This is a genomic window from Streptomyces sp. HSG2, from assembly GCF_016598575.1.
In the GTDB taxonomy this organism is placed as follows: domain Bacteria; phylum Actinomycetota; class Actinomycetes; order Streptomycetales; family Streptomycetaceae; genus Streptomyces.
In genome coordinates this window covers 333,860-356,503 of the sequence record NZ_CP066801.1, presented here as the reverse complement: position 1 = coordinate 356,503, position 22,644 = coordinate 333,860, and the positions used below count along the sequence as shown (strand labels likewise).

The window sequence follows — 22,644 nt, the reverse complement described above, 5'->3', positions numbered from 1 at the left end:
GTCGAGGGTGGCCGGCACGGGGCGGCTCTTCCTCCCGGGGCCCACCATCGGCTACGTTCCCTGCCCAAGGAGCAGGACCGTGACCATCCGACGAGGCGTTCTCCCGTTCGCCTCGGACAGCCGGCGCCGTCCCGTCGACACGGCCTCTCGCCACGCGCCGAGCGGTCCGCCCCGCGGCGCCTCGCCGGGGAGCGGTCGCCAGACGAGGAAGGAACCGTCGCCATGGATGCCGACGTCATCGTGGTGGGAGCAGGCCTCGCGGGCCTCGTCGCCGCTCACGAGCTGACCCGCCGGGGCCGCCGTGTGGCGCTGGTCGAACAGGAGAACCCGGCGAACCTGGGAGGGCAGGCGTTCTGGTCGTTCGGCGGGCTGTTCTTGGTCGACTCCCCGGAGCAGCGACGCCTGGGCGTCCGCGATTCCCCCGAGCTGGCCTGGAACGACTGGCGAGGGAGCGCCGGGTTCGACCGACTCCGGGACGAGGACTCGTGGGCGGTTCGCTGGGCACGCGCGTACGTGGACTTCGCGGCCGGGGAGAAGCGTTCGTGGCTGCGTGAGCACGGCATCACCCTGCTCCCCACCGTCGGCTGGGCCGAACGCGGCGATCTCCGCGCGGCGGGGCACGGCAACTCCGTGCCCCGCTTCCACATCGCCTGGGGCACGGGCACCGGCATCGTCGCCCCCTTCGCGCGTTCCGCCCGGCAGGCGGTGGTGGACGGTCTGTTGACCTTCCACCACCGCCACCGGGTGGACGAGATCGTCGTCGACCAGGGCGCCACACGGGGCGTCCGCGGCAGCGTGCTCGCCGAGGATCACTCGCCGCGCGGCGTCGCCTCCGGTCGCGTCGTGATCGGCTCGTTCGAGTTGACCGCGCAGGCGGTGATCGTCGCCTCGGGGGGCATCGGCGCCGACCACGACACCATCCGGCGCTTGTGGCCCGAGAGACTCGGCACGCCCCCGCGGGAGATGGTCACCGGTGTGCCCGCCTACGTCGACGGACGGATGCTGGACATCAGCGAGGCCGCGGGCGCCCGGCTGGTCAACCGCGATCGCATGTGGCATTACACGGAGGGCCTGCGCAACTGGGACCCGATCTGGCCCGGACACGGCATCCGCATCCTGCCGGGGCCTTCCTCCATGTGGTTCGACGCCCTCGGTCGCCGCCTGCCGGATCCCTGCCTGCCGGGCTACGACACGCTCGGCACGCTGCGTCACCTTCGGACCCGGCAGGACCTGGCCGGGCACGACCACTCGTGGTTCGTCCTCACCCGACGGATCATCGAGAAGGAGTTCGCCCTCTCCGGATCGGAGCAGAACCCGGACATCACCGGCAAGGACCGGATCGCGTTCCTCCGCGATCGGATCCTGGGCGGGGGTGCTCCAGCGCCGGTGGAGGCCTTCCTCCGCCGCGGAGCGGACTTCGTCACCGCGCCCGACCTGGACGAACTGGTCGGCCGGATGAACACACTGACCGACGAGCCACTCCTGGACGCAGCCTCGATCCGGAGACAGATCCAGGCACGTGACACCCAACTGGCCAACCCCTACAGCAAGGACGCGCAGATCCAGGGCATCCGCAACGCCCGTCGGTACATCGGCGACCGCCTGGGCCGAGTCGCCGCCCCGCACCGAATCCTGGACCCCGACGCCGGGCCCCTCGTCGGTGTCAAGCTGCACGTGCTCACCCGGAAGTCGCTCGGCGGGATCCAGACCGACCTGGAATCCCGGGCCCTCGACGTCGACGGCGACCCGGTGGAGGGGCTCTACGCGGCAGGGGAGGCGGCGGGTTTCGGGGGTGGTGGAGTACACGGCTACAACGCGCTGGAGGGCACCTTCCTCGGTGGCTGTCTCTTCTCCGGCCGTGCGGCGGGCCGCGCGGCGGCTCGGCTGACCGCGTGAGAGGTCACCCCCGGGACGCCCGAGCCCGGTGCCCGTGGCGCGAAGACGCCGTCGAACGGGACCCGCGGCACGTTCGGTCGTCGGCGTGGGACCTCACGCCGGGTCGTGCCGGTGCAGCGCGTACTGCTCGATGAGCTTGCCCCGGGTCGCCTCCAGCCGGTGTGCGAGGATCTCGGCGACGGAACGCACGAGCACCAGGCCGACGTCCGGTTCCGCCTCGCAGAGTGCCAGGACCCGTTCGGCGTCGAACTCGTGGGCTCGCACCGGGCTGAACGCCTCCGCGCCGAAGTCCCATCGGTAGGGCGGGAAGAGCCAGGACCAGCCGAGCAGATCGCCGGGTCCCAGGCCCGCGACGGTGACTGGGCGCGGCGTTCCGGTCCGCTGGGTCAAGGAGACCGCGCCTGAGCGGATCACCCAGAAGCGGTCGGCAGGCTCGCCCGCCTCGAAGATGTGGGCGTCCTCGGGGAAGGCCACCTCGCGGGCCAGGTCCGTCAGCCGGTGACGCTGGTGCGGAGGCAGCGCCGTGAGCAGCTTGATCGGTTTGGTCATCGTGGCTTTCCTTCGCGGCTGCCCCGACCCCGGTCGGGGGGAACGAAGCCGAGGATTCGGTGCCGGGGCTTCCCCTCCCTCCATTTCAACGGCAGTGGCGGTCTGGGGCACCTCGGCGCGGGGACGTCCCGCCCGGGGCGCCGCGCCGCGGGGGGCTCGACTTGCCGTCCGGCCGCCGCCGAAGGACGGTGGTGGTACCGCCGGAGTGCCTCCGGCGGGTGAGGCGAAGTCCGGTTCGCCGTGGTCGCGCGGGGTCTTCACACCTCGCGACCAGGCTTGAAGCGCGGGAGCGGGAGCGGCGGCGCCGCTCGGCGGCCAAGCGCACCGGTCGGCCGCTCCCGCGGAGTGTCCTGAGACGCCACCGTTCATGGGAGGCGAATCCGCATGCTGATCGACACACCCGCGACTCGCGACGCCTCGACCGGGACCCCTCCACCCCCGAGGGCCGGTCGACGCAGGCACGACGACGCCCCGGACACCGCCGCGCTCTTCGACCGGCTGGCGGGGCTGGCCGAAGGCCCCGAGTACGACGCCGTCCGTGACGAGCTGGTCACCGCCTGGCTGCCCATGGCCCATCGCATCGCAGGTCGGTTCCGGGATCGGGGGGAGAGCGTCGAGGATCTGCGTCAGGTGGCGGCGCTGGGGCTGGTCAAGGCCGTCGACCGGTTCGACCCGGCCCGGGGGGCGTTCGAGAGCTACGCGGTGCCCACCATCACCGGAGAAGTCAAGCGGCACTTCCGGGACCGCATGTGGGCGCTCCGGGTGCCCCGCCGCGTGCAGGAACTGCGCAACAAGGTGCGGGTGGCTCGCCGCGAGCTCGCCCAGACCCCGGGGAGCCCCGAGCCCTCGCCGGCCGACCTGGCCGAGAGGACCGGGCTGAGCGAGGAAGAGGTCGCCGCCGGCCTCGAAGCCCTGGAGAGCTTCAGCACCCTGTCGCTCGACGCCGAACTGTCGACCGGCGACGACGGGTACAACCTCGCCGACACCCTCGGGGGGGCCGACGCCGCCTACGACGTCGTCGTCGACCGCGAGTCCGCGAAGGAGGGGCTGCGCCGCCTGCCCGAGCGCGAACGCACCATCCTCTACCTACGCTTCTTCGAGGACATGACACAGAGCCGCATTGCGGAGCGGCTGGGCATCTCGCAGATGCACGTGTCCCGGCTCATCAACCGCAGCTGCGCCCTGGTGCGCGACGAGGCGATGGGGCCCGATCCTCGTCCACGTGACGTCGAGGAGGCCTGATCCACGACGGGAGGGGAACACGCCCACGATGAACGCACACGAGATCCCGCCCGACGGCCGTCCCGTGGACGTCTACCTGGGTCTGCTGCGGATCCGCATGGAGACCGAGGACTACGGGCTCCTGCTCAGGGTCGTGGAGCCCGTATTGCGGGCCCTCGACGAGGACCGGCTGCCCACCATCGACTTCTCGCTGGACGGCGCGGACACCGACGCGCTGCCCCAGGTGGTCCGCGACGAGGCGGCGCTCGTCGTCGCCACTGCCGTGACCGGCCGACTCGACAACGAGGTCGTCGAGATCGACACGGAGGAGACCGGCCCCGTCAGGGTGGTCACCGACGCGGCCACGGCCGCCGACCCGGACCGGCTCGGCGCCATCGCGGACTGCCTCCGCGAGCGGCACCGGAGGAACGAGGAGCTCCGGGGGATCGCCGCGGCGAGCGGACTGCCGACGGACTTCTAGGGCCCGGGGCCAATGCCTCCACCCCCGACCCCGGGTCGGCGAGCACGCCCGGCGCCACCGGACGCCCGCCGTCCGGACATCGGGTCCCTCTTCTCAGCGCTCGGGTGCCGCCACCGGCACCCGCAGGGGTCGGGCCAGGCCCACCACGGCCTCGTCGAGGCGCTCCAAGTGGCGAAGCACCCGACCGGTGACCCTGCCGTAGCGTGGTGTCCCCGACACCTCCGGTCGGAGGAGCGAGGCGATGCTGGGCCCGGTCTCGACCTCGGCCCGAGAGGAGCCGCCGTCGAGGCGCGCCGCGATGGTCTCGATGTTGCGCACGGTTCGCTGGACCGCGCCGCGAAGGCGCGGGTCCGCGGCGATCGAGGGGTGCGTGGGGAGCAACTCGGCGGTGGCGGCGAGGGCCCGTGCGTGGTAGGCGCAGGTCTCCAACAGCGCGACCACGTAGCGCGCCGTGTCGCGCCGGGTTCGCAGCGGCGTGATCGGGTGGGTCAGGGGACGCGTGGCCGCGCGGAAGTCGCCGAGCGCCTGGTCCAGGTCGCGGGCCCGATCCAACAAGTCCGTCGCCGGGTCGCCGCTGAGCTGGTCGACAGCGGCCTCGGTGACCTCGCCCAGGCGTTCCAGGGCCGTCACCAGCAACTCGTCGGTGCGCCTGTCGGTGCGCACCGGAAGCACCACCGCCGCCGCGAGGATCCCGCAGGCCGCCCCCAGCACCGTCTCCTCGATCCGCAGCAGCAGCACGTCGAGGCTGTACGTGTGCAGCAGGGTGTAGAGCAGCCCCAGCATGGCCGTCACGAAGAAGGACATCAGCGTGTACGACAGCGGCGCGGTGTAGAAGGCCGCGAAGACGAACACCAGGACCAGGGCGAAGGCCAGCCAGGCCCGATTGCCGACCAGCCCGGCCAACACGATGCCCGCCACCACCCCGAACAGGGTTCCCAGGACACGCCGGTAGCCCTTGACCAGGATCTCGCCGGTGGAGGCCGTGTTCAGGAACACGATCCAGCAGGCCATGACCGCCCAGTACCACCGCTGGGCGGAGAGCATCTCGCCGCCGACGATCGCGAGCGACGACCCGATCGTCACCTGGATCGCCGCGCGCGTGGTCGGTCGTCGCAACCCGGTCGGCTCGTCCTCGGGCGTGTCGGCCTCGGCGTCGATCGCCGCGTCCTCGGCGTCCAGTTCCTCGCGCGAGCGGGCCGTGGAGGGGGAGTCGTCCGATTCGTCCTGCGGCCCCTCCAACGCGATCCGCAGCCCCATGACGGCCCGCGCGGCCTCTCCCAACCCGCGCAGGACGTCCTGGACGGCGGGGAGCGCGACGGGCAGATTCTCCTCGTCACGGTAGCCGAGGAGTCGGTTGCGCAGTTGGGAGAGCGCCGTTCCGCGAGCCTGTGTGGGCGGGACGACCACCAGGGCCCGCAAGGCGCCGAACTCGCGGCGGAGCAGTGCCGTCGCCTCGTCCCCCGCCGCCGGCAGGGCGATGGAGGGTGCGGGAGCCCCCGGCAGGTGCAGCGTCAGGGTGTCCGCGCGTTCGGCGCTGCGGGCCCTCAGCAGCAGGAGCCCCAGCCGCTCCGCGGCGATCTCGGCATCGGCGATCCGTCGCTGCACCAACCGGGCGGCGGCCGGGTCGCGAGTCCCCTCCTCCAGCCGGGACTGGATCATCAACGCGGTCTCGTGCAGCCGCGCGTTCCCGTCCCGTACTTCCTCGAGGACCGCGTCGATGTCGTCGGCGTCGGCTTCCAGGAGGTGCATCTGTGCCTCGATCAACTGCGCCAGCCGGGCCCGGAAGGCCTGCCGCAGGCGTCGCAGCACACCCGTGGGGGTGGCCGGCACGAAGCCGAACCGCATCAACGCGCCGGCGGCGAACGCGGCGGTGATCGCCGCGTACAACCCGGGCAGGTCCGCCACCGACGCCTCGACGAAGAGGGACACGAAGTAGACCTGGAAGCAGATCAACCCGAGCGCGGTGCCCCGGTCGCCGAAGCGGCGTCCGTATACGGCGAAGAAGATGAGGACGACGAAGAAGACGCCGCCCACTACGTTTCGCGCGGAGAGCACCGCCCCGAGCGTCACCGAGACCAGTGCCACCGGCAGACCGAGGGCCAGGGTCGCCGCCTGCGCCCGTCGTTGCTTGTCCTTGATGGCGAACGTCGCCGTCATCGCCGTCATGGCCCCGGCAACCAGGAGAGCCACGCCGACCCCGAACGGGGCCAGTACGGCCAGCGTCAGGGCGATGGCACCGACCGTGCGGAGCCCGGCTATCAGCCGGAGCAGACCGGGATCCGACGCGGCGACGCGGTCCCGCAGCCGGGTCCGCCCCGGGCGCCTGCCTGCCCTCACGCCGTCTTGCTCGCTTCCGTCCGCTCCGTCAGCCGCAGAGATCCACGTCCCAGCATGTCACGGCGTCGGCCGAGCCGTGAGTCCGGGTCACGGGGCGGCGCGACCGGCCCTCTCCACACGCTCCCGCACCTGCTCGGGGGTCAGGTACGCGTCGGTGTACTCGAAGTCCTTCAGCCGCGTCGGGCGGCGGGCCTGGAAGCCGGTGCGGACGAAGTCGTCGCCGGCCATGGCGTTGAGCACCCAGTTGGTCATCACCCGGGCCTTGGCGACCCCGGTCCGCAGCGCGGACCAGTGGTAGCCCCGGGCCACCGCCTGGGCGGGCAGGCCGTGCAGTTCCACCCCCAGCGGCCTGGAGACCGCGTCCGTGCCACCCAGGTCGACGACGAGTCCCAGATCCCGGTGCTCGTAGGGACGCAGGGGCTGGTGGCGCAAGGTCGCGATGATGTTGGCCGCGGCGACCCGCCCTTGGCGCATGGCGTGCTGCGCGGTCGGCGGACAGACGGCGCTCTCGGCGCCCTTGGCCAGATCGGGCACCGCGGCGGAGTCGCCGAGGGCGAACACCCCGTGGTGGCCCGGCACGACCAGCTCCGGGGTGACCACCAGGCGCCCTCGCACGGTCTCCGCTCCCAGGGTGGCGATCAGCGGGCTGGCGACCACACCGGCGGTCCAGATGAGCGTCCGGGTCGGGACCACCCGCCCGTCGGTGAGCACGACCTCCTCGTCCCCGACCCGGTCGACCGTGACCCCGAGGGAGATCTCGATGCCGCGTCGGCTCAGGATCTCGTGGGCGCTCGTCCCGAGCTTCTCGCCCAGTTCGGGCATGAGCTTGGGGGCGATGTCGATCAGATGCCACTTGATCAACCGTGGGTCCAAACGCGGGTAGCGCTTGACCGCGGCGTGGGTGAGCCGCTGGAGGCAGGCGGCGGTCTCCGTTCCCGCGTAGCCCGCGCCGACGACGACGAACCGCAGCCGGGAGGCCCGTTCCTCTGGGTCCTGGCTGGCGTCGGCCAGGTCCAGTTGGGTGATGACGTGATCGCGGATGTACGCGGCCTCGGCCAGGGTCTTCATGCCGTATGCGTGTTCGCCGAGGCCGGGGATGTCGAAGGTGCGGGTCACGCTGCCCGGAGCCAGCACGATGTAGTCGTAGGGGACGTCGATCGTGCGGTCGGTGATGGTCCGCACGACGCAGACTCGCGCCTCCAGGTCGACACCGATCGCGCCACCTGGGACGATCCTGGTCCGGTACCGCCGGCTGCGTCGCAGCGAGAGGGCGATCGACTGGGGGGTCAGCACGCCAGAGGCGACCTGCGGCAACAACGGCAGATAGAGCTGGTACGAGACCGGGGTGACCAGCATGATGTCGGCTTCGTGCGGGGAGAGCCGACGCTCCAGACGGCGGACGCACTCCACGCCGGCGAAACCGGCGCCGACCACCAGAATCCTGGGTCGTGTCACGGCGTGTCCTTCCCTCGCTGCGGCCACGGGAGCTTCACACACCCTCCGTGTGCCCCGGGGCCGCGGCCCGGCACCCCCTCGATCCCATCGTGCCGACGCGGTTCGCGCCAGTCGAGAGCGCCCCGGCCCGGGCCGCCGGCAGGGGGCGGCCACCCGGTGTCACGGCCGGAACAGGCTCCCCGTGTCCTCCCACCGTCGCGGATCGTCGTGTGCCACACCCGGGCGGCCACGCGAACGGGCGGCGTACATCGCGTCGATCTCGGTGGCGTATGTGTGCGCGATCGCGTCACGACGCGGCTTCAGCGACGGGGTCAGCAGCCCCCCGGCGATGTCGAAAGGGCGCGGCAGGATCCGGAACACGCGGATGGACTCGGCGCGTGACACGATGCTGTTGGCGGCGGCGACCGCACGGGCGACCTCTTCGCGCAGGGCGCTCTCCTCTCGGGCCTCCCGCGCCGGGGCATCGCCCGGCAGGGTCTGCCCCGCCCTCCAGTGCTTCAGGAACTCGGGGTCGAGGGTGATCAGGGCCCCGACACACGGCCGGTCGTCTCCCACCAGCACCGCCTGGTGGACCAGCGGATGCATCCGCAGCCGCTGTTCCAGGGCAGCCGGCGCCACGCTCTTGCCGCCACTGGTGACGATCACGTCCTTCTTGCGCCCGGTGATCGTCAGGTATCCCTCCTCGTCCACTCGGCCGAGGTCCCCGGTGGCCAGCCAGCCGTCCCGCAGCACGGTCCCCGTCGTCCCCGCGCTGTGACCCGTGTACCCCTGGAACACCGACGGCCCCCGGAGCAGGACCTCGCCGTCGTCGGCCACCCGCACCTCCGTGCCCGGCAACGGTCGCCCGACGGTTCCCGACTTTTCCCGGCCCAGCGGTTGCATCGTGACCCCGCCGCCGGTCTCGGTGAGGCCGTACCCGTCGTGGACGTAGATGCCGATCCCCTCGAAGAAGAGCGACAGCTCCCGGCTGAGTGCCGACCCCCCGCAGGTCGCCCGGCGCACCCTGCCGCCCAACGTCGACCGCAGCCGCCGGTAGACCGTCCGTTCGTACAGGGAATGCCGAACTCTGAGGTCCAGACCCGGCCCCGCTCCGCCCGTGAGCCGCGACCCCTCCCGAGCGGCCGCGAACTCCCTGGCGGTCTCCGCCGCGCGCTCGAACAGCGCCTCGCGACCGGACCGACGCGCGGCGCCCAGGAAGTTCTTGTAAATCCGTTCCAGGAGCGAGGGCACGGCGTAGAGGTATGTCGGTCGGAAGGTTCGCAGCGCGCCGGACAGCGCCTGGTCGGTCATCTCCGGTTCGTGCGCCAACAACAGGCCGCCCCGGACGCACAGGCTCTGCACCATCAGCCCGTAGACGTGCGCGAAGGGCAGGAAGGCCAGGACCGCGCCCTGCCCACCCGGCTCCGCGGCTGTGTGGCCCCAGCCCGCCAGCAGGGTGTCGCACGGATCGGCCAGGCCGCGATGGCTCAACGCGCAGCCCCGGGCCCGCCCGCCGGTGCCCGAGGTGTAGGCCACCACGGCGGTGGAGTCGGGAAGCACCAGGCGACGCATCGACTCCACGGCCGCCGGTGGAACGCGCTCCCCCCGCGCCACCAGCTCCTCCATCGCACCCGCGTCCATCTGCCAGATGTGTCGCAGGGCCGGGAGCGACCCGCACACCGACCCGACGGTCATCACACCCCGCTCGTCCTCGACGAGCGCCGCCGCGCAGCCGGCGTCCCGCAGGATCCACTCGACCTGCTCGCGCGAGGAGGTCGGGTAGACCGGCACCAGTTCGGCACCCACGGCCCAGAGGGCGTGGCTGAACACCGTCCACTCGTACCGAGTCCGGGCCATGACGGCGACCCTGTCCCCCGGCGCGATGGAGTGCGCCATCAGGCCCCGCGCCAGCCCCACCACCTGATCCCGGACCTCGCGGGCGGCGATCTCCCGCCAGGGACCGTCGGGGCCACCGGTGCGACGAGCCAGGAGGGCCAGCTCGGGCCGCCGAGCACCGGTCTCGAACAACTTGTCCGCGAGCCCTCCGGTCAGGGGCGGGACGGCCGGCGTGGCCGGTGCGGCGTCGCGCATACGCGGCTCCTGACGGGTACGGGGAGTGACGGATCCGATGAGCAGCGTCATCGGCGGGGCTCGAATGTAGCCGAAGGAGCGGGTTCGGGGGCACGGACGGGAGAAGTCGCCGCGGTCGTGGCCGGCTCCGCGCGCCGGGACGGCCCGCCGCACGGCCGGCCCGAGGCCCGGATGTCGGCCGAGTGGCACCGATCGACGCGTCGACGTCCCCGTCGTCACTCGTCGGCGGGCGTGAGCCAGATCGTCGCGAGGGGAGGCAGGGTGAGGCGGAGACGGCCGTCCTCGGCACGCAGGGTGTGCGGACGCGTGGCGCCCGTGCCGCCGTACCGTGCGTCGTCGGTGTTCAGCACCTCGCGCCAGGAAGGGTGCTCCGCGGGAACGTCGAGCCGGTAGTCGTCGCGGACGACGGGGGAGAAGTGGGAGACGGCAAGCACGGGGGCGCCGTGCGTGTCGAGGCGGAGGAAGGCGAGGACGTTGTCGTCGGCGGCGTCGGCCGCGACCCAACGGAATCCGGCGGGGTCGGTGTCCCGCCGCCAGAGCGCGGGCGCGCGGCGGTAGTGGGCGTTCAGGTCCCGCACCAGGTCCTGGACCCCTCGATGGTCGGGCTCCGCGGGGTAGGCCGGGTCCAGCAGCCACCAGTCCGGTCCCGCCTCGTGCGACCACTCGGCCCCCTGGGCGAACTCCTGTCCCATGAAGAGGAGCTTCTTGCCCGGATGGGCCCACATGTAGGCGAGGTACGCCCGGTGATGGGCGCGGCGCTGCCACCAGTCGCCGGGCATCTTGGAGACCAGGGAGCGCTTGCCGTGGACCACCTCGTCGTGGGAGATCGGCAGCAGGTAGTTCTCCGTGTGGGCGTAGACCATGGAGAAGGTCATGTCGTGGTGGTGGTGCGCGCGGTACACCGGGTCCCGGGCGAGGTACTGGAGGGTGTCGTGCATCCAGCCCATGTTCCACTTGAGGCCGAAACCGAGACCGCCCACGTGGGCGGGCCGGGTGACCCCGTCCCAGGCGGTCGACTCCTCGGCGATGGTGACGACCCCGGGGCAACACCGGTAGACGGTGCTGTTCATCTCCTGGAGGAAGGAGACGGCGGCGAGGTTCTGGTTGCCGCCGTTTTCGTTGGGGCGCCACTGGTGGGAAGCACGCGAGTAGTCGAGGTAGAGCATGGACGCCACGGCGTCGACCCGGAGGCCGTCGATGTGGAACTCCCGGCACCAGTAGACGGCGTTGGCGGTCAGGAAGTTGCGCACCTCGGTGCGGGAGAGGTCGAACTCCAGCGTGCCCCAGTCGGGGTGTTCCGCCATCAGCGGGTCGGCGGGCTCGTAGAGGGGTTCCCCGTCGAAGCGGGCCAGGGCCCACTCGTCCTTGGGGAAGTGGGCGGGCACCCAGTCGAGGATGACGCCGATGCCGTCCCGGTGGAAGGCGTCGACGAGGTGGCGGAAGTCGTCGGGGCCGCCGAGCCGGGCCGTGGGAGCGTAGTATCCGGTGACCTGGTAGCCCCACGACGGGTCGTAGGGATGCTCGGAGACGGGCATCAACTCCACGTGGGTGAAGCCGAGATCCCGGACGTAGGCGGGCAGGACCTCGGCGAGCCGTCGGTAGTCCAGGCCCGGACGCCAGGAGGGAAGGTGGACCTCGTAGACGGAGAACGGCGCCTCGTGGGCGGGGGTGTCGGCGCGGTGGCGCATCCAGTCCTGGTCGCGCCACCGGTGGTGGCCGGTGGTGACGACGGAGGCCGTGCGCGGCGGCGGCTCCGCGGCGCGGGCCATGGGATCGGCCTTGAGGAACCGACGGCCGTCGCGCGCCGTGATCTCGAACTTGTAGACCGCACCCTCCTCGACGCCCGGGAGGAACAGCTCCCACACCCCCGTGGCACCGAGGGAACGCATGGGGTGAGCTGTGCCGTCCCAGAAGTTGAGGTCCCCGGCCACCCGCACCCCCAGGGCGTTCGGCGCCCACACGGTGAAGCGGGTCCCGGCCACGCCCTGGTGGGTCAGGGGACGTGCGCCGAGCGCCCGCCACAGCTCCTCGTGACGGCCCTCGCCGATCAGGCGCAGATCCCGATCGCCCAGCGAGGGGAGGAAGCGGTACGGATCGTGCAGCTCCCGTCGGTCCTCGCCGTAGACGACGAGATGCGTGTAGACGGGCACCCCGTCGAGGGGGACCAGGGCCGAGAAGAGTCCGTCCCCCTCCGACACCAGGTCGTGCCTCGCGTCCTCCGTCCGCACCGACACGGCCTCGGCGAAGGGGCGAAGAGCCCGGAAGACGACCCCGCCCGGCACCGGATGGGCGCCCAGCAGTGCGTGAGGGTCATGGTGAGCCCCCGTCAGCAGCCGTTCCCGGTCCTCCGGCGCGAGCGGGGGTGCCGGACTGCGCCCGGAAGGCTCCGCCGACACGGGACCCGACGGCTCGGTGGACGAGGTGTCGTGGAGCGCCACGGGGTCACTCTCCTCTCTCGGCGAGTCGTTCGATCGCCGCCATGGGTACGGGAAGCCAGTCGGGCCGGTGTCTGGCCTCGTACAACACCTCGTACACGGCCCGATCCGTCTCGTACGCGCGCAGCAGGCCGTCTTCACGCCGAGGGTCCCAGCCGGCTCGGCCGGCGTACCCGGCGCAGTAGGCCTCGCGGCAGCGGCGCGCCCATTCCGGGCGCCACGGGCGGCGCTGCCGGGCGGCGTAGTCGAAGGACCTCAGCATGCCGGCGATGTCCCGCACAGGGGAGTGGGCGCTACGACGTTCGGTCAGAGGTCGCGACGGCTCGCCCTCGAAGTCGATGACGAACCAGTCGCGCCCGGCACGCAGTACCTGACCCAGGTGCAGGTCCCCGTGGACGCGCTGGGCCGGCGGCCCCGGCTCGCCACGTTCGAGGGAAGCGAACGCCGAGCGGAGGCCGGGCACGAACGGCTTGAGGGCCGGAACACAGTGCGAGGCCGCGGTCAGCCGCTCGGACATCGCTCGCGCGGTGGGCTCGTGGGCCGCGCGGGCACCCCCGGGGAAGGCCGACGCGAGAGCCAGGTGCACGTCGGCGGTCGCCCTCCCCAACTCCTCCGCCTGGGAGGTGAAGTCGTCTCCGGCGGCCAGGGCCTCCAGGGCCAGTGCCCACCCGTCGGCGGCTCCGCTGAGGAACGGCTGGAGTACTCCGAGCGTCGCCCCGTAGGGGTGGGTGGTGCGGAACCAGGCCACCGGCGCCGGTACCCGGGAGCAGCCCTGCCGCGCCAGCGCGCCGGTGACCTCGAGTTCGGGATTGACGCCGGGTTGGACACGGCGGAAGAGCTTCAGGATGAGCCGGTCCCCGTAGACCAGGGAGGAGTTGGATTGCTCGGCGTCGAGCAGCCGGGGGGGCAGCGCGGTGGGGATCGTCAGCGACGGATCGTTCTCGAAGCGCAGCGGGCCGGCGCTGCCGGCGTGTCGCAGGCGCTCCAGAAGCGACCGTGCCGAACGTGGGTCGTGCAGGGCGTCGTAGACGGTGAGACCGGACAGCGGTCCTCGCCGTGCCTCTCCGACGAGCGCGCGATCGAGGCGGGGCGAGGGCCGCTCGCGTATGCCGAGCAGAAGCTGGTAGCAGTCCCCGGTGGGGAGCCCGCTGTCGGGTACCGGACCGGGCCCCGACTGGACCAGGAGGTGCAGACAGCCCGGGAACAGCTCCGTCGTCGACAGGAGAGAGAGGTCCGTGACGGGTCGGTCCTTCCCCGCGAACCAGCGCTGCCGGGGCAGCCACTCGCGCAGCAGGCCGTCGAGCGACTCCATCGGGTCGTGGGACGGCGTGGGCCTCGGGCGAGGGGAAACGGTCTTCGGCATGGTGACGCGCGTCCTTTCCTCGGCCGGTGCCGCCTACGCCCTGCGGTCCGCGGGGGAGGCCGCTCGTGCGAGCCGGAACCAGTAGAAGCCGTGGCCTGCGAGGGTGAGGAGGTAGGGGAGTTCGCCGATGGGGGGGAAGCGGACGCCGCCGGAGAGTTCGATGGGGTGGCGGGTGGTGTAGGGGGTGAGGTCGAGTTGGGTGGGTTGGGCGAAGCGGGAGAAGTTGTTGACGCTGAGGACGAGGTCGTCGTCGTGTTCGCGGAGGAAGGCGAGGACGGCGGGGTTGGTGGAGGGGAGTTCGGTGTAGGTGCCGAGGCCGAAGGCGGGGTGTTGTTTGCGGATCTGGATCATCCGGCGGGTCCAGTGGAGGAGGGAGGCGGGGGAGGACATGGCGGCTTCGACGTTGGTGACCTGGTAGCCGTGGACGGGGTCCATGATGGTGGGGAGGAAGAGTCGGCCGGGGTCGCTGGAGGAGAATCCGGCGTTGCGGTCGGGGGTCCATTGCATGGGGGTGCGGACGGCGTCGCGGTCGCCGAGCCAGATGTTGTCGCCCATGCCGATCTCGTCGCCGTAGTAGAGGATGGGGGAGCCGGGGAGGGCGAGGAGGAGGGCGGTGAAGAGTTCGATTTGGTTGCGGTCGTTGTCCAGGAGGGGGGCGAGGCGGCGGCGGATTCCGATGTTGGCGCGCATGCGGGGGTCTTTGGCGTATTCGGCCCACATGTAGTCGCGTTCTTCGTCGGTGACCATTTCGAGGGTGAGTTCGTCGTGGTTGCGGAGGAAGATGCCCCATTGGCAGCGGGTGGGGATGGTGGGGGTCTTGGCGAGGATCTCGGAGACTGGGTGGCGGGATTCCTGACGGACGGCCATGAAGATGCGGGGCATGACGGGGAAGTGGAAGGCCATGTGGCATTCGTCGCCGCCGCTGGGGTAGTCGCCGAAGTAGTCGACGACGTCTTCGGGCCATTGGTTGGCCTCGGCGAGGAGGACGGTGTCGGGGTAGTGGGTGTCGATTTCTTTTCTGATGTGTTTGAGGAAGTGGTGGGTGGCGGGCAGGTTCTCGCAGTTGGTGCCGTCTTGTTGGTAGAGGTAGGGGACGGCGTCGAGGCGGAATCCGTCGATGCCGAGGTCGAGCCAGAATTTGAGTGCGGCGGTGATTTCTTCCCTGACGGCGGGGTTGTCGTAGTTGAGGTCGGGTTGGTGGGAGAAGAATCGGTGCCAGTAGTATTGGCCGCGTTGGGGGTCGTAGGTCCAGTTCGATGCCTCGGTGTCGACGAAGATGACGCGGGCTTCGGGGTAGCGGTGATCGTCGTCGGCCCAGACGTAGTAGTCGCCGTAGGGGCCGGTCGGATCGCGTCGTGATTCCTGGAACCAGGGGTGTTGGTCGCTGGTGTGGTTCATGACGAAATCGATGATGACGCGGATGCCGCGTTGATGGGCGGCGTCGACGAAGTCCACGAAATCGGCGAGGTCACCGAACTCGGGCAGGACGGCGGTGTGGTCGGCGACGTCGTAGCCTCCGTCGCGCAGGGGGGAGGTGAAGAAGGGAGGCAACCACAGGCAGTCGATCCCCAGCCATTGGAGGTAGTCCAGGCGGGAGGTGAGCCCCTTCAGGTCGCCGATACCGTCGCCGTCGCTGTCCTGGAAGGAACGGACCAGGACTTCGTAGAACACGGCGCGTTTGAACCAGTCCGGGTCCCGGTCGTGTGCGGGGGTGTCCTCGAAGGTGTCGGGCACGGGGTCGTTGACGGTCATGGGCGCTCCGCTCCGCTCTGGCTGCCCGCGGTGTCGCCGCGGGTGGGGGTGACGTCCCGGGCGTCGTGGCGGCCGGTGAGGCCGTGGTCGTGGCCGTGGTCGTGGTCGGTGGGTGGGGGGATGTGGAGGATGTGGGCGGGGGTGTGCTCCGGGTCGAGGCGGACGTAGTCGTCGCCGTGCCAGTGGAAGGTCTGCTCGGTCAGCCGGTCGTGGACGGTGAAGCCCCTCGCCGACGTCGCCTCGTGCGGCGCCCCGGCCTCCCGATGCCCGGGCTGGGGGTGGGGGTGGGGCAGGCCGAGAGCGGGCAGGTCCAGCGCGAGGGTGGCCTCCTGGGCGTGGTGGGGGTCGAGGTTGACCACCACGAGAACGGTGTCGTCGCCGCGGCGCTTGCTGTAGGCGATGATCCGGTCGTTGTCGGTGTGATGGAAACGCAGGTTGCGCAGGTGACGCAGAGCCGGATGCGCCCGACGCAGCGCGTTCAACCGGGCGATCAAGTCGACGATGTCCCGCCCCTCACGCCGGGCGGCCTCCCAATCACGAGCGACGAGTCGATACTTCTCCGAGTCCAGATACTCCTCGGAATCCGGCCCGGCGGGAATGTTCTCACACAGTTCGAAACCACTGTAGATTCCCCAACTCGGCGACAATGTCGCCGCCAACACCGCCCGCACCTCGAAGGCATGCCGACCACCGCGCTGCAAGTACGACGAAAGAATGTCGGGAGTGTTGGCGAAAAAGTTCGGCCGCAGATAGTGTGCACTGTCGCGAGCCAACTCCGTCGCGTACTCGGTCAACTCCGCCTTGCTGTCACGCCAGGTGAAATATGTGTACGACTGCTGAAAACCGATCTGCGCCAGAATCCGCATCATCGCCGGCCGCGTGAACGCCTCCGCAAGAAACACCACATCGGGATCCGTCCGACGGATCCCCTCCAGTACCCGCTCCCAGAACACCACCGGTTTGGTATGCGGATTGTCCACCCGAAAGATCCGCACCCCCCGGGCCATCCAAAACCGCAGAACCCGCAAGGACTCCGCCACGATCCCTTCCGGATCCGCATCGAAATCCAACGGAAAAATGTCCTCGTACCGCTTCGGCGGATTCTCCGCGAACGCCACCGACCCGTCCACCCGCCTGCGAAACCACCCCGGGCGCTGACGAACCCAGGGATGGTCCGGCGAACACTGCAACGCGAAGTCCAACGCCACCTCCAACCCCAACTTCTCGGCACACGCCACGAAACCCTCGAAGTCCTCCAGAGTTCCCAACGACGGGTGCACCGCGTCGTGCCCGCCCTCGAGGCCCCCCACCGCCCAGGGCACCCCCACGTCCCCCTCGCCCGCCGTCAACGTGTTCCCCCGCCCCTTGCGACACGTGAGCCCGATCGGATGAATCGGCGGCAGATACACCACGTCGAAACCCATCCGCGCGATCCACGGCAGACGCCGACGCGCCGAACGCAACGTCCCGTGCGCACACCCCCGCGTCCCCTCCGAACGAGGGAAGAACTCGTACCACGCCCCGTACAACGCCCGCTCCCGCTCCACCCGCAACGGCAACGACTCCGAACACGACACCAACTCCCGCAACGGATACGACCCCAACACCCCCACCAACAACTCCTCCACCGCCTCCAGACACCCACCCACCCCACCCCCATCCCCGGCACCGCCCCCCGCCCTCGCACGCAACGCCTCCGCCACCGCCCGCACCCGCCCCCGCCCCTCCCCCTCCGGCACCCCCACCGCCGCCCGCTCCAACAACCGCGCCCCCTCCTCCCACACCAACCACGCCTCCCCCGGACACGCCCCCAACCGCGCCCCGGCCGACCGCCACCACGACGCCACCGGATCACTCCACCCCTCCACCCGAAACGACCAGTCCCCCACCACCCCGGCCGACACCCAGGCCGAGAACCGGTCCGAGCCCGCCCCCACCTCCCGCATCGCAACCCACCGACCCGGCCGACCCTCCGGATCGGTCAACACCACCCCCGCCCCGACCACGTCCGGACCCTCCCGAAACACCGTCGCCGACACCTCGAAGTCCTCCCCCACCACCGCCTTCGCCGGCCGCCGCCCCCCCAACACCACCGGAGCCACATCCACCACCACCACACGCCCGATCTCCTCGGTGCCGCCCATCGCCACCCACCTCCGCACGTGCTCGGGGCCGGGCGTCGAGGCCCGGCCGGCGGATCACGCCACGCCGCGGGGGCTCGGCCTCCGGCGATGGGCGCCGGTGCGTCGCCGGGAGGTCGGACCCCACCGACCGGTCCGGAGGCCCGAGGCACGCGGCGGTCCCTTGCGGGACGCGATCCGAACGATCGACTCCTGCACTCATGGTGCACAGTCGGACACGGAGCGTCCTGTTGGGTTTTCAATGAACGGTTGCCCCGGGGCTCGTGTTGCACGAATGGGCTACCGCTCTCACGCTGGAGTCACTCAGGATCAACGAGTGCTCACGTTCCGTGTCCGGTCTCGAGAGAGTGACGGGCGCATACGGAACGGGGCGGCGCGGTGAGGAGCACAGGACGATGAAGACCGCAGTGCCCTGCTACTACCACCTCGACGTGGAAGTCAGTCCGGACCGGGTCTCCCAGGTCAGGCGCATTCTGGCGGCTCGCCTCAGGTTCTGGGGCCTGGACAATCTGGTCGACACCGTGTGCGGCGGCGCGGAGATGCTGCTCCGAGCCATCGACGAGCACGCTCGCGACAAGAGCACGTCCGTGGAGATGTGGTGGAGCGGCCAGCATCTCATCACCGCCTTCGGCGGCAAGGACCACGTGCTGCGGCCCGATCCCGGTCTGCGGGAGTGCCTCCGCCACCTGGCCGCGACCTGCGACGGGTGGGGGTGCTGTGCCACCGGCGCGGGTTGCCGGGTCGTCTGGTTCTCCCAGCGTGCCCGGTCCGGCGAGCGTGTCCCGCTGGTCTGCGCGGCGCCGGGGCCCATCGCCCGGGAAGGCCTCACCGTGCCCCGAGGGTCCGGTCCGATGGCCGAACTCGCGGGCACCGGTCCGACCGTGCGCGCGGGCGGGGGAGCGTCGGGGGAGGCCCGATGACGGTGGACCGGTCCGACGGTGGGGTCGCGTCCGTATGGCGTGGTCACCCCTACCCGCTGGGTGCCACCTTCGACGGCCAGGGCACCAACTTCGCCCTGTTCAGCGAGGTGGCCGAGCGGGTGGACCTGATCCTGGTCGGTGACGGCGGCACCCACACCCGCGTGCCCCTTCCGGAGGTCGACGGGTTCGTGTGGCACGGCTACCTGCCCGGGGTCGGCCCCGGTCGGCGCTACGGCTACCGGGTTCACGGTCCGTGGGACCCCTCCGCCGGGCATCGCTGCAACCCCGCCAAGCTGTTGCTGGACCCCTACGCCCGTGCCACGGACGGCCGGGTGGACAACCATCCGTCCCTGTACGAGCGGACGCCGGGCGGCCCCGACCCGGCCGACAGCGCCGGGCACACCATGCTGGGGGTGGTCACCGACCCGTTCTTCGATTGGGGAGACGACCGCCCTCCCCGTCGTCCCTACGCGGAGACCGTCGTCTACGAGGCGCACGTGCGCGGCCTGACCCGCACCCACCCGGCCGTGCCCGCGGAACTGCGCGGGACCTACGCGGGTCTGGCCCACCCCGCCGTGGTGGATCACCTGACCTCGCTCGGGGTGACCGCCGTCGAACTGATGCCGGTGCACCAGTTCGTGCACGACGGGGCGCTGCTGGACCGGGGTCTGTCGAACTACTGGGGCTACAACACCATCGGCTACTTCGCCCCTCACGACGGGTACGCCGCGCAGCGGACCCCGGGTCGGCAGGTCGCCGAGTTCAAGGCGATGGTCAAGACCCTCCACGCGGCCGGGTTGGAGGTGATCCTCGACGTCGTCTACAACCACACGGCGGAGGGCAACGAACACGGTCCCACCCTGTCGTTCCGGGGCATCGACAACGCCTCGTACTACCGACTGGTCGACGGCGACTGGCAGCACTACTACGACACCACCGGCACCGGCAACAGCCTGTTGATGCGGCACCCCTACGTCCTCCAATTGATCATGGATTCGCTGCGCTACTGGGTCACCGAGATGCACGTGGACGGCTTCCGCTTCGACCTGGCGGCCACCCTGGCCCGGCAATTCCACGAGGTGGACCGCCTGTCGGCGTTCTTCGACCTCATCCAGCAGGACCCGGTGATCAGCGGGGTCAAGCTGATCGCGGAGCCCTGGGACGTGGGCGAGGGGGGATACCAGGTCGGCAATTTCCCGCCGCTCTGGTCGGAGTGGAACGGCCGCTACCGCGACGCCGTGCGCGACTTCTGGCGCGGGACCGAGCACACGCTCGGGGAGTTCGCCTCCCGGTTGACCGGCTCCTCCGACCTGTACGAGCACAGTCGACGTCGCCCCCGCGCCAGCGTCAACTTCGTCACCGCTCACGACGGGTTCACGCTGCGCGACCTCGTGTCGTACGACGACAAGCACAATCACGCCAACGGTGAGGACAACCGGGACGGAGAGACCCACAACCGATCATGGAACTGCGGCACGGAGGGGCCCACGACCGATCCGGAAGTCCTCCTCCTGAGAGAGCGACAGCACAAGAACTTCCTGGCCACCCTCCTGCTGTCGCAGGGCATCCCCATGCTCTGCCACGGCGACGAGCTGGGGCGCACCCAGCGTGGCAACAACAACGCCTACTGCCAGGACAACGAGACGTCCTGGGTCGACTGGACGTCGACCGAAGAACGGCGCCGACTCCTCGAATTCACCCGTCGACTGATCGCGCTGCGCGCCGCTCACCCCGTGTTCCGCCGCCGACGCCACTTCCGCGGGGAGTCCGTCCCCCGTGCCGGGGGGCCGCTCGCCGATCTGGTGTGGCTGCGGCCCGACGCGCGGGAGATGAGCGACGCCGACTGGCAGCGGGGGGACGCGCGGGCGGTGGCCGCCTTCCTCAACGGCGACGCCATCACCGAGCCCGACGCCCGGGGGCGCCCCGTGGTCGACGACTCCTTCCTGCTCCTGTTCAACGGACACTGGGAGCCGGTGGAGTTCCGGCTGCCCGACCCTCTCTACGGCGAGTGCTGGACAGCGCTGCTGGACACGGCGGCGGACGGAGACGGGGCCGGGGACGGGAGCGAACACAAGGCCGGCGCCTCGCTCACCGTCGAGGCGCGCGGTCTGACCCTCCTCGGCCGTCCAACGAGCGGGCGCGCCGACACCGAGGGGCCGTTCAGGCGCCCCGACCGGTCACGGTGAACTGCGCGCCGTCCCTGTCGCGGAGGACGACCTCCAGGTCGTCCTCGACCAGCACGCTGCCGCCGTTCGCCTCGGCCGCGCGGGCGCAGGACTCGATGTCCTCGACGTGGAAGTGGACCTGCCAATGGGGGCGAACCGCCGGGTCCGGGGCCGATTCCAGTGCGCCCGAGTCGATGCGCGCGACCACCTCGCCGCGGCTGCGGAGGACCACCTCGCTCCCCTCGTAGTGGACCTCGCAGCAGCCCGGTGTGTCCGTCGCCCACTCCAGCACCTCGCCGTAGAAGATCGCGGCGGCGAGGGCGTCACGGGTGTGGAGCCGGAAGAACGCCGGCTGGGCGTGCCGCCAGGTCTCCCAATCGGTGAACAGCTCACCCTCCCAGACCCCGAACGCGGCCCCGTCCCGGTCCGCCAGCAGCGCCGCCCTTCCGGGAGGTAGGGAGATCGGCCCCACCGCCGCCGTGCCACCCCGCTCCGAGACCCGGGCGGCCGCCTGGTCCGCGCTGTTCACGGCGAAGTACGGGGTCCAGGCCACGGCCATGTGCCACATCGTCGCGACGGCGGCGATCCCGGCCACGGGGGTGTCGCCGGCCAGCGCGATCCGGAACCGGTCGCCGAGCCGGGCGGGTCGCCACCTCCACCCCAGCACCGCCGAGTAGAACTCCTCCGTCGCCGCCAGGTCGCGGCTGGTCAGGCTCACCCAGCAGGGGGCGCCGTAGACGGACCGCGTGGAGACCAGATGCTTCGTCCTCGGGCCGGCGGGTGAGTTCATGTTGTCGGTCATCTCCGTTCGTCGCCTGCGTGTCCTGGTCGCGTCCACCGGCGTCCACCGGTACCCCACCAGTGTCCGGTCCCCAGGGCCCCGAGCGCCTGGCGAGTACCCCGACGGCACCAGCGAAACGGCGTCGGAACTGCACGGACGGACCAGTGCGGACCGTGCGACCCACGGGCGTGGCGGCCGTGCCCCGGCTCTCGACCGCGGCGGCCCCGCCCCCCTGAGGCACCACTCGCCGTCCGTCCGGCCCCCGCGCGTGGCCCCGCCGTCCGCGCCGACCGGGAGGGGCCGCGCGGTCACGGTGGGGCGCGTGATGTGCGGCACGCTCCCGGAGGTCGATCGGAGGGATGCCGCGGGTTTCCGCTGGGCATCGCTTGATCGTCGCCCGGCGTTCCCATGGGGCGCCTCTCGGGCGTTTGACAGTGCGCCGAAGGCGCCGATAGGAACGGCGTCGAGAGGGCGAGAGGTGCGGGGTGTACGAGCCGAACGTGGTCGGGGACTGGCAGGAGTGCGACGAGCACCCGGGTCTACGGCTCCGTGTGCACGGCGTCGACCTGGGCGATCCTCCACACGGCCGCGACGACGCCGCCGAGGGTCTCCGGTACTTCCGTCTCCGGGTCACGGTCGAGAACCGGGCCGCGCGGCGCGCCTGTGTCCACTTGGAGGACGGGCAGGTGGACGTCCGGGTGGGCGCCGACGGCGAGAGCGCGTTCGTCGACTGGCGGAACTCCAGGTTCATCGAGGGTTTCGAGGTCCATCCACTCCGTCGCGCCACGGCTGTGCTCTACGCGGCCGGTCCCGACGAGGGACTGCGTCGGCTCGACGTTCAGGTGCAACTGCGCGTCGACGATGTGTGGACCGGACGATGGCTGTGGGTGGGGGGTGTCGGACTGGATCTTCCCCTCCCGGGCACCGCCGGCGGCCCGGCCAGGGACAGCGGGCTGGTCGACCAGGTGAGCGCCTTTCTCCGGGACCGGGCCGACGGTGGCCGCTGAAGCGTCCGCGTGGAGGAGGGGAGCGTGGCCTCGGGGGCGCCGGCGTTCGGCGTCCCCGGTGGTGACGGGCG

15 protein-coding genes are annotated in these 22,644 nt (G+C 71.3%); 6 read left to right on the top strand and 9 right to left on the bottom strand.

All coding sequences use genetic code 11. From position 1 onward, the window contains the following. The first annotated feature begins 222 nt into the window (after window positions 1-222). Window positions 223-1,896 carry an FAD-binding dehydrogenase gene (locus JEK78_RS01095; RefSeq protein WP_200262209.1) on the top strand — a complete coding sequence of 558 codons (1,674 nt, stop codon included), beginning with the start codon at window positions 223-225 and terminating at the stop codon, window positions 1,894-1,896. Between the two features lie 93 nt (window positions 1,897-1,989). On the opposite strand, the gene JEK78_RS01090 is transcribed toward JEK78_RS01095, so the two are convergent. After that, complete coding sequence (locus JEK78_RS01090; protein WP_200262208.1) at window positions 1,990-2,445, bottom strand: cyclic nucleotide-binding domain-containing protein; 456 nt, start codon at window positions 2,443-2,445, stop codon at window positions 1,990-1,992. Window positions 2,446-2,829: 384 nt separating this feature from the next. Here JEK78_RS01090 and JEK78_RS01085 point away from each other — a divergent pair, with 384 nt between their 5' ends. Beyond that, the gene (locus JEK78_RS01085; protein WP_200262207.1) at window positions 2,830-3,687 is read left to right on the top strand and encodes a SigB/SigF/SigG family RNA polymerase sigma factor; all 858 of its coding nucleotides are present in this window, start codon (window positions 2,830-2,832) and stop codon (window positions 3,685-3,687) included. Between the two features lie 28 nt (window positions 3,688-3,715). After that, the gene (locus tag JEK78_RS01080; RefSeq protein WP_200262206.1) at window positions 3,716-4,147 is read left to right on the top strand and encodes a hypothetical protein; all 432 of its coding nucleotides are present in this window, start codon (window positions 3,716-3,718) and stop codon (window positions 4,145-4,147) included. 93 nt (window positions 4,148-4,240) lie between these two features. On the opposite strand, the gene JEK78_RS01075 is transcribed toward JEK78_RS01080, so the two are convergent. From JEK78_RS01075 to JEK78_RS01045, 7 genes are all read right to left on the bottom strand, one after another. Next, window positions 4,241-6,484, bottom strand: coding sequence for an FUSC family protein (locus JEK78_RS01075; protein ID WP_200262205.1), 2,244 nt, complete (start codon window positions 6,482-6,484; stop codon window positions 4,241-4,243). A gap of 87 nt (window positions 6,485-6,571) precedes the next feature. Next, complete coding sequence (locus tag JEK78_RS01070; protein ID WP_200262204.1) at window positions 6,572-7,939, bottom strand: NAD(P)/FAD-dependent oxidoreductase; 1,368 nt, start codon at window positions 7,937-7,939, stop codon at window positions 6,572-6,574. A gap of 159 nt (window positions 7,940-8,098) precedes the next feature. Beyond that, window positions 8,099-10,009 (bottom strand): AMP-dependent synthetase/ligase, encoded by a 1,911-nt coding sequence (locus JEK78_RS01065; RefSeq protein WP_200262203.1) that lies wholly within the window; start codon window positions 10,007-10,009, stop codon window positions 8,099-8,101. A 215-nt stretch (window positions 10,010-10,224) separates the two neighbouring features. Next, on the bottom strand, window positions 10,225-12,447 hold the full coding sequence (gene glgB, locus JEK78_RS01060) for a 1,4-alpha-glucan branching protein GlgB (protein WP_200262202.1): 2,223 nt from the start codon (window positions 12,445-12,447) through the stop codon (window positions 10,225-10,227). A gap of 4 nt (window positions 12,448-12,451) precedes the next feature. Continuing rightward, window positions 12,452-13,807, bottom strand: a complete 1,356-nt coding sequence (locus tag JEK78_RS01055; RefSeq protein ID WP_200262201.1) for a maltokinase — start codon at window positions 13,805-13,807, stop codon at window positions 12,452-12,454. Between the two features lie 33 nt (window positions 13,808-13,840). Next, window positions 13,841-15,559: a maltose alpha-D-glucosyltransferase gene (treS, locus tag JEK78_RS01050; RefSeq protein WP_200262200.1), complete on the bottom strand. Its 1,719-nt coding sequence runs from the start codon at window positions 15,557-15,559 to the stop codon at window positions 13,841-13,843. Continuing rightward, a complete protein-coding gene (locus tag JEK78_RS01045) occupies window positions 15,556-17,703 on the bottom strand; it encodes an alpha-1,4-glucan--maltose-1-phosphate maltosyltransferase (RefSeq protein ID WP_200262199.1) in 2,148 nt (715 codons plus the stop codon). Before JEK78_RS01045 ends, treS begins: the two co-directional genes overlap by 4 nt. A gap of 392 nt (window positions 17,704-18,095) precedes the next feature. On the opposite strand from JEK78_RS01045, the gene JEK78_RS01040 reads away from it, so the two are divergent. Beyond that, window positions 18,096-18,620 (top strand): pep a2, encoded by a 525-nt coding sequence (locus JEK78_RS01040; RefSeq protein WP_200262198.1) that lies wholly within the window; start codon window positions 18,096-18,098, stop codon window positions 18,618-18,620. Beyond that, window positions 18,617-20,806 carry a glycogen debranching protein GlgX gene (glgX, locus tag JEK78_RS01035; protein ID WP_200262197.1) on the top strand — a complete coding sequence of 730 codons (2,190 nt, stop codon included), beginning with the start codon at window positions 18,617-18,619 and terminating at the stop codon, window positions 20,804-20,806. Before JEK78_RS01040 ends, glgX begins: the two co-directional genes overlap by 4 nt. On the opposite strand, the gene JEK78_RS01030 is transcribed toward glgX, so the two are convergent. Beyond that, window positions 20,781-21,587, bottom strand: coding sequence for a VOC family protein (locus JEK78_RS01030; RefSeq protein WP_200262196.1), 807 nt, complete (start codon window positions 21,585-21,587; stop codon window positions 20,781-20,783). The genes glgX and JEK78_RS01030 overlap by 26 nt on opposite strands. Window positions 21,588-22,051: 464 nt before the next feature. On the opposite strand from JEK78_RS01030, the gene JEK78_RS01025 reads away from it, so the two are divergent. Next, window positions 22,052-22,573 carry a hypothetical protein gene (locus JEK78_RS01025; protein ID WP_200262195.1) on the top strand — a complete coding sequence of 174 codons (522 nt, stop codon included), beginning with the start codon at window positions 22,052-22,054 and terminating at the stop codon, window positions 22,571-22,573. Window positions 22,574-22,644 lie beyond the last annotated feature (71 nt).

Excerpts from the sequence above, each read along its gene's own strand:
- JEK78_RS01095 (WP_200262209.1), top strand. The coding sequence starts at position 223 with ATGGATGCCGACGTCATCGTGGTGGGAGCAGGCCTCGCGGGCCTCGTC.
- JEK78_RS01090 (WP_200262208.1), bottom strand. The coding sequence starts at position 2,445 with ATGACCAAACCGATCAAGCTGCTCACGGCGCTGCCTCCGCACCAGCGT.
- JEK78_RS01085 (WP_200262207.1), top strand. The coding sequence starts at position 2,830 with ATGCTGATCGACACACCCGCGACTCGCGACGCCTCGACCGGGACCCCT.
- JEK78_RS01080 (WP_200262206.1), top strand. The coding sequence starts at position 3,716 with ATGAACGCACACGAGATCCCGCCCGACGGCCGTCCCGTGGACGTCTAC.
- JEK78_RS01065 (WP_200262203.1), bottom strand. The coding sequence starts at position 10,009 with ATGCGCGACGCCGCACCGGCCACGCCGGCCGTCCCGCCCCTGACCGGA.
- JEK78_RS01055 (WP_200262201.1), bottom strand. The coding sequence starts at position 13,807 with ATGCCGAAGACCGTTTCCCCTCGCCCGAGGCCCACGCCGTCCCACGAC.
- treS (WP_200262200.1), bottom strand. The coding sequence starts at position 15,559 with ATGACCGTCAACGACCCCGTGCCCGACACCTTCGAGGACACCCCCGCA.
- JEK78_RS01045 (WP_200262199.1), bottom strand. The coding sequence starts at position 17,703 with ATGGGCGGCACCGAGGAGATCGGGCGTGTGGTGGTGGTGGATGTGGCT.
- JEK78_RS01040 (WP_200262198.1), top strand. The coding sequence starts at position 18,096 with ATGAAGACCGCAGTGCCCTGCTACTACCACCTCGACGTGGAAGTCAGT.
- glgX (WP_200262197.1), top strand. The coding sequence starts at position 18,617 with ATGACGGTGGACCGGTCCGACGGTGGGGTCGCGTCCGTATGGCGTGGT.
- JEK78_RS01030 (WP_200262196.1), bottom strand. The coding sequence starts at position 21,587 with ATGACCGACAACATGAACTCACCCGCCGGCCCGAGGACGAAGCATCTG.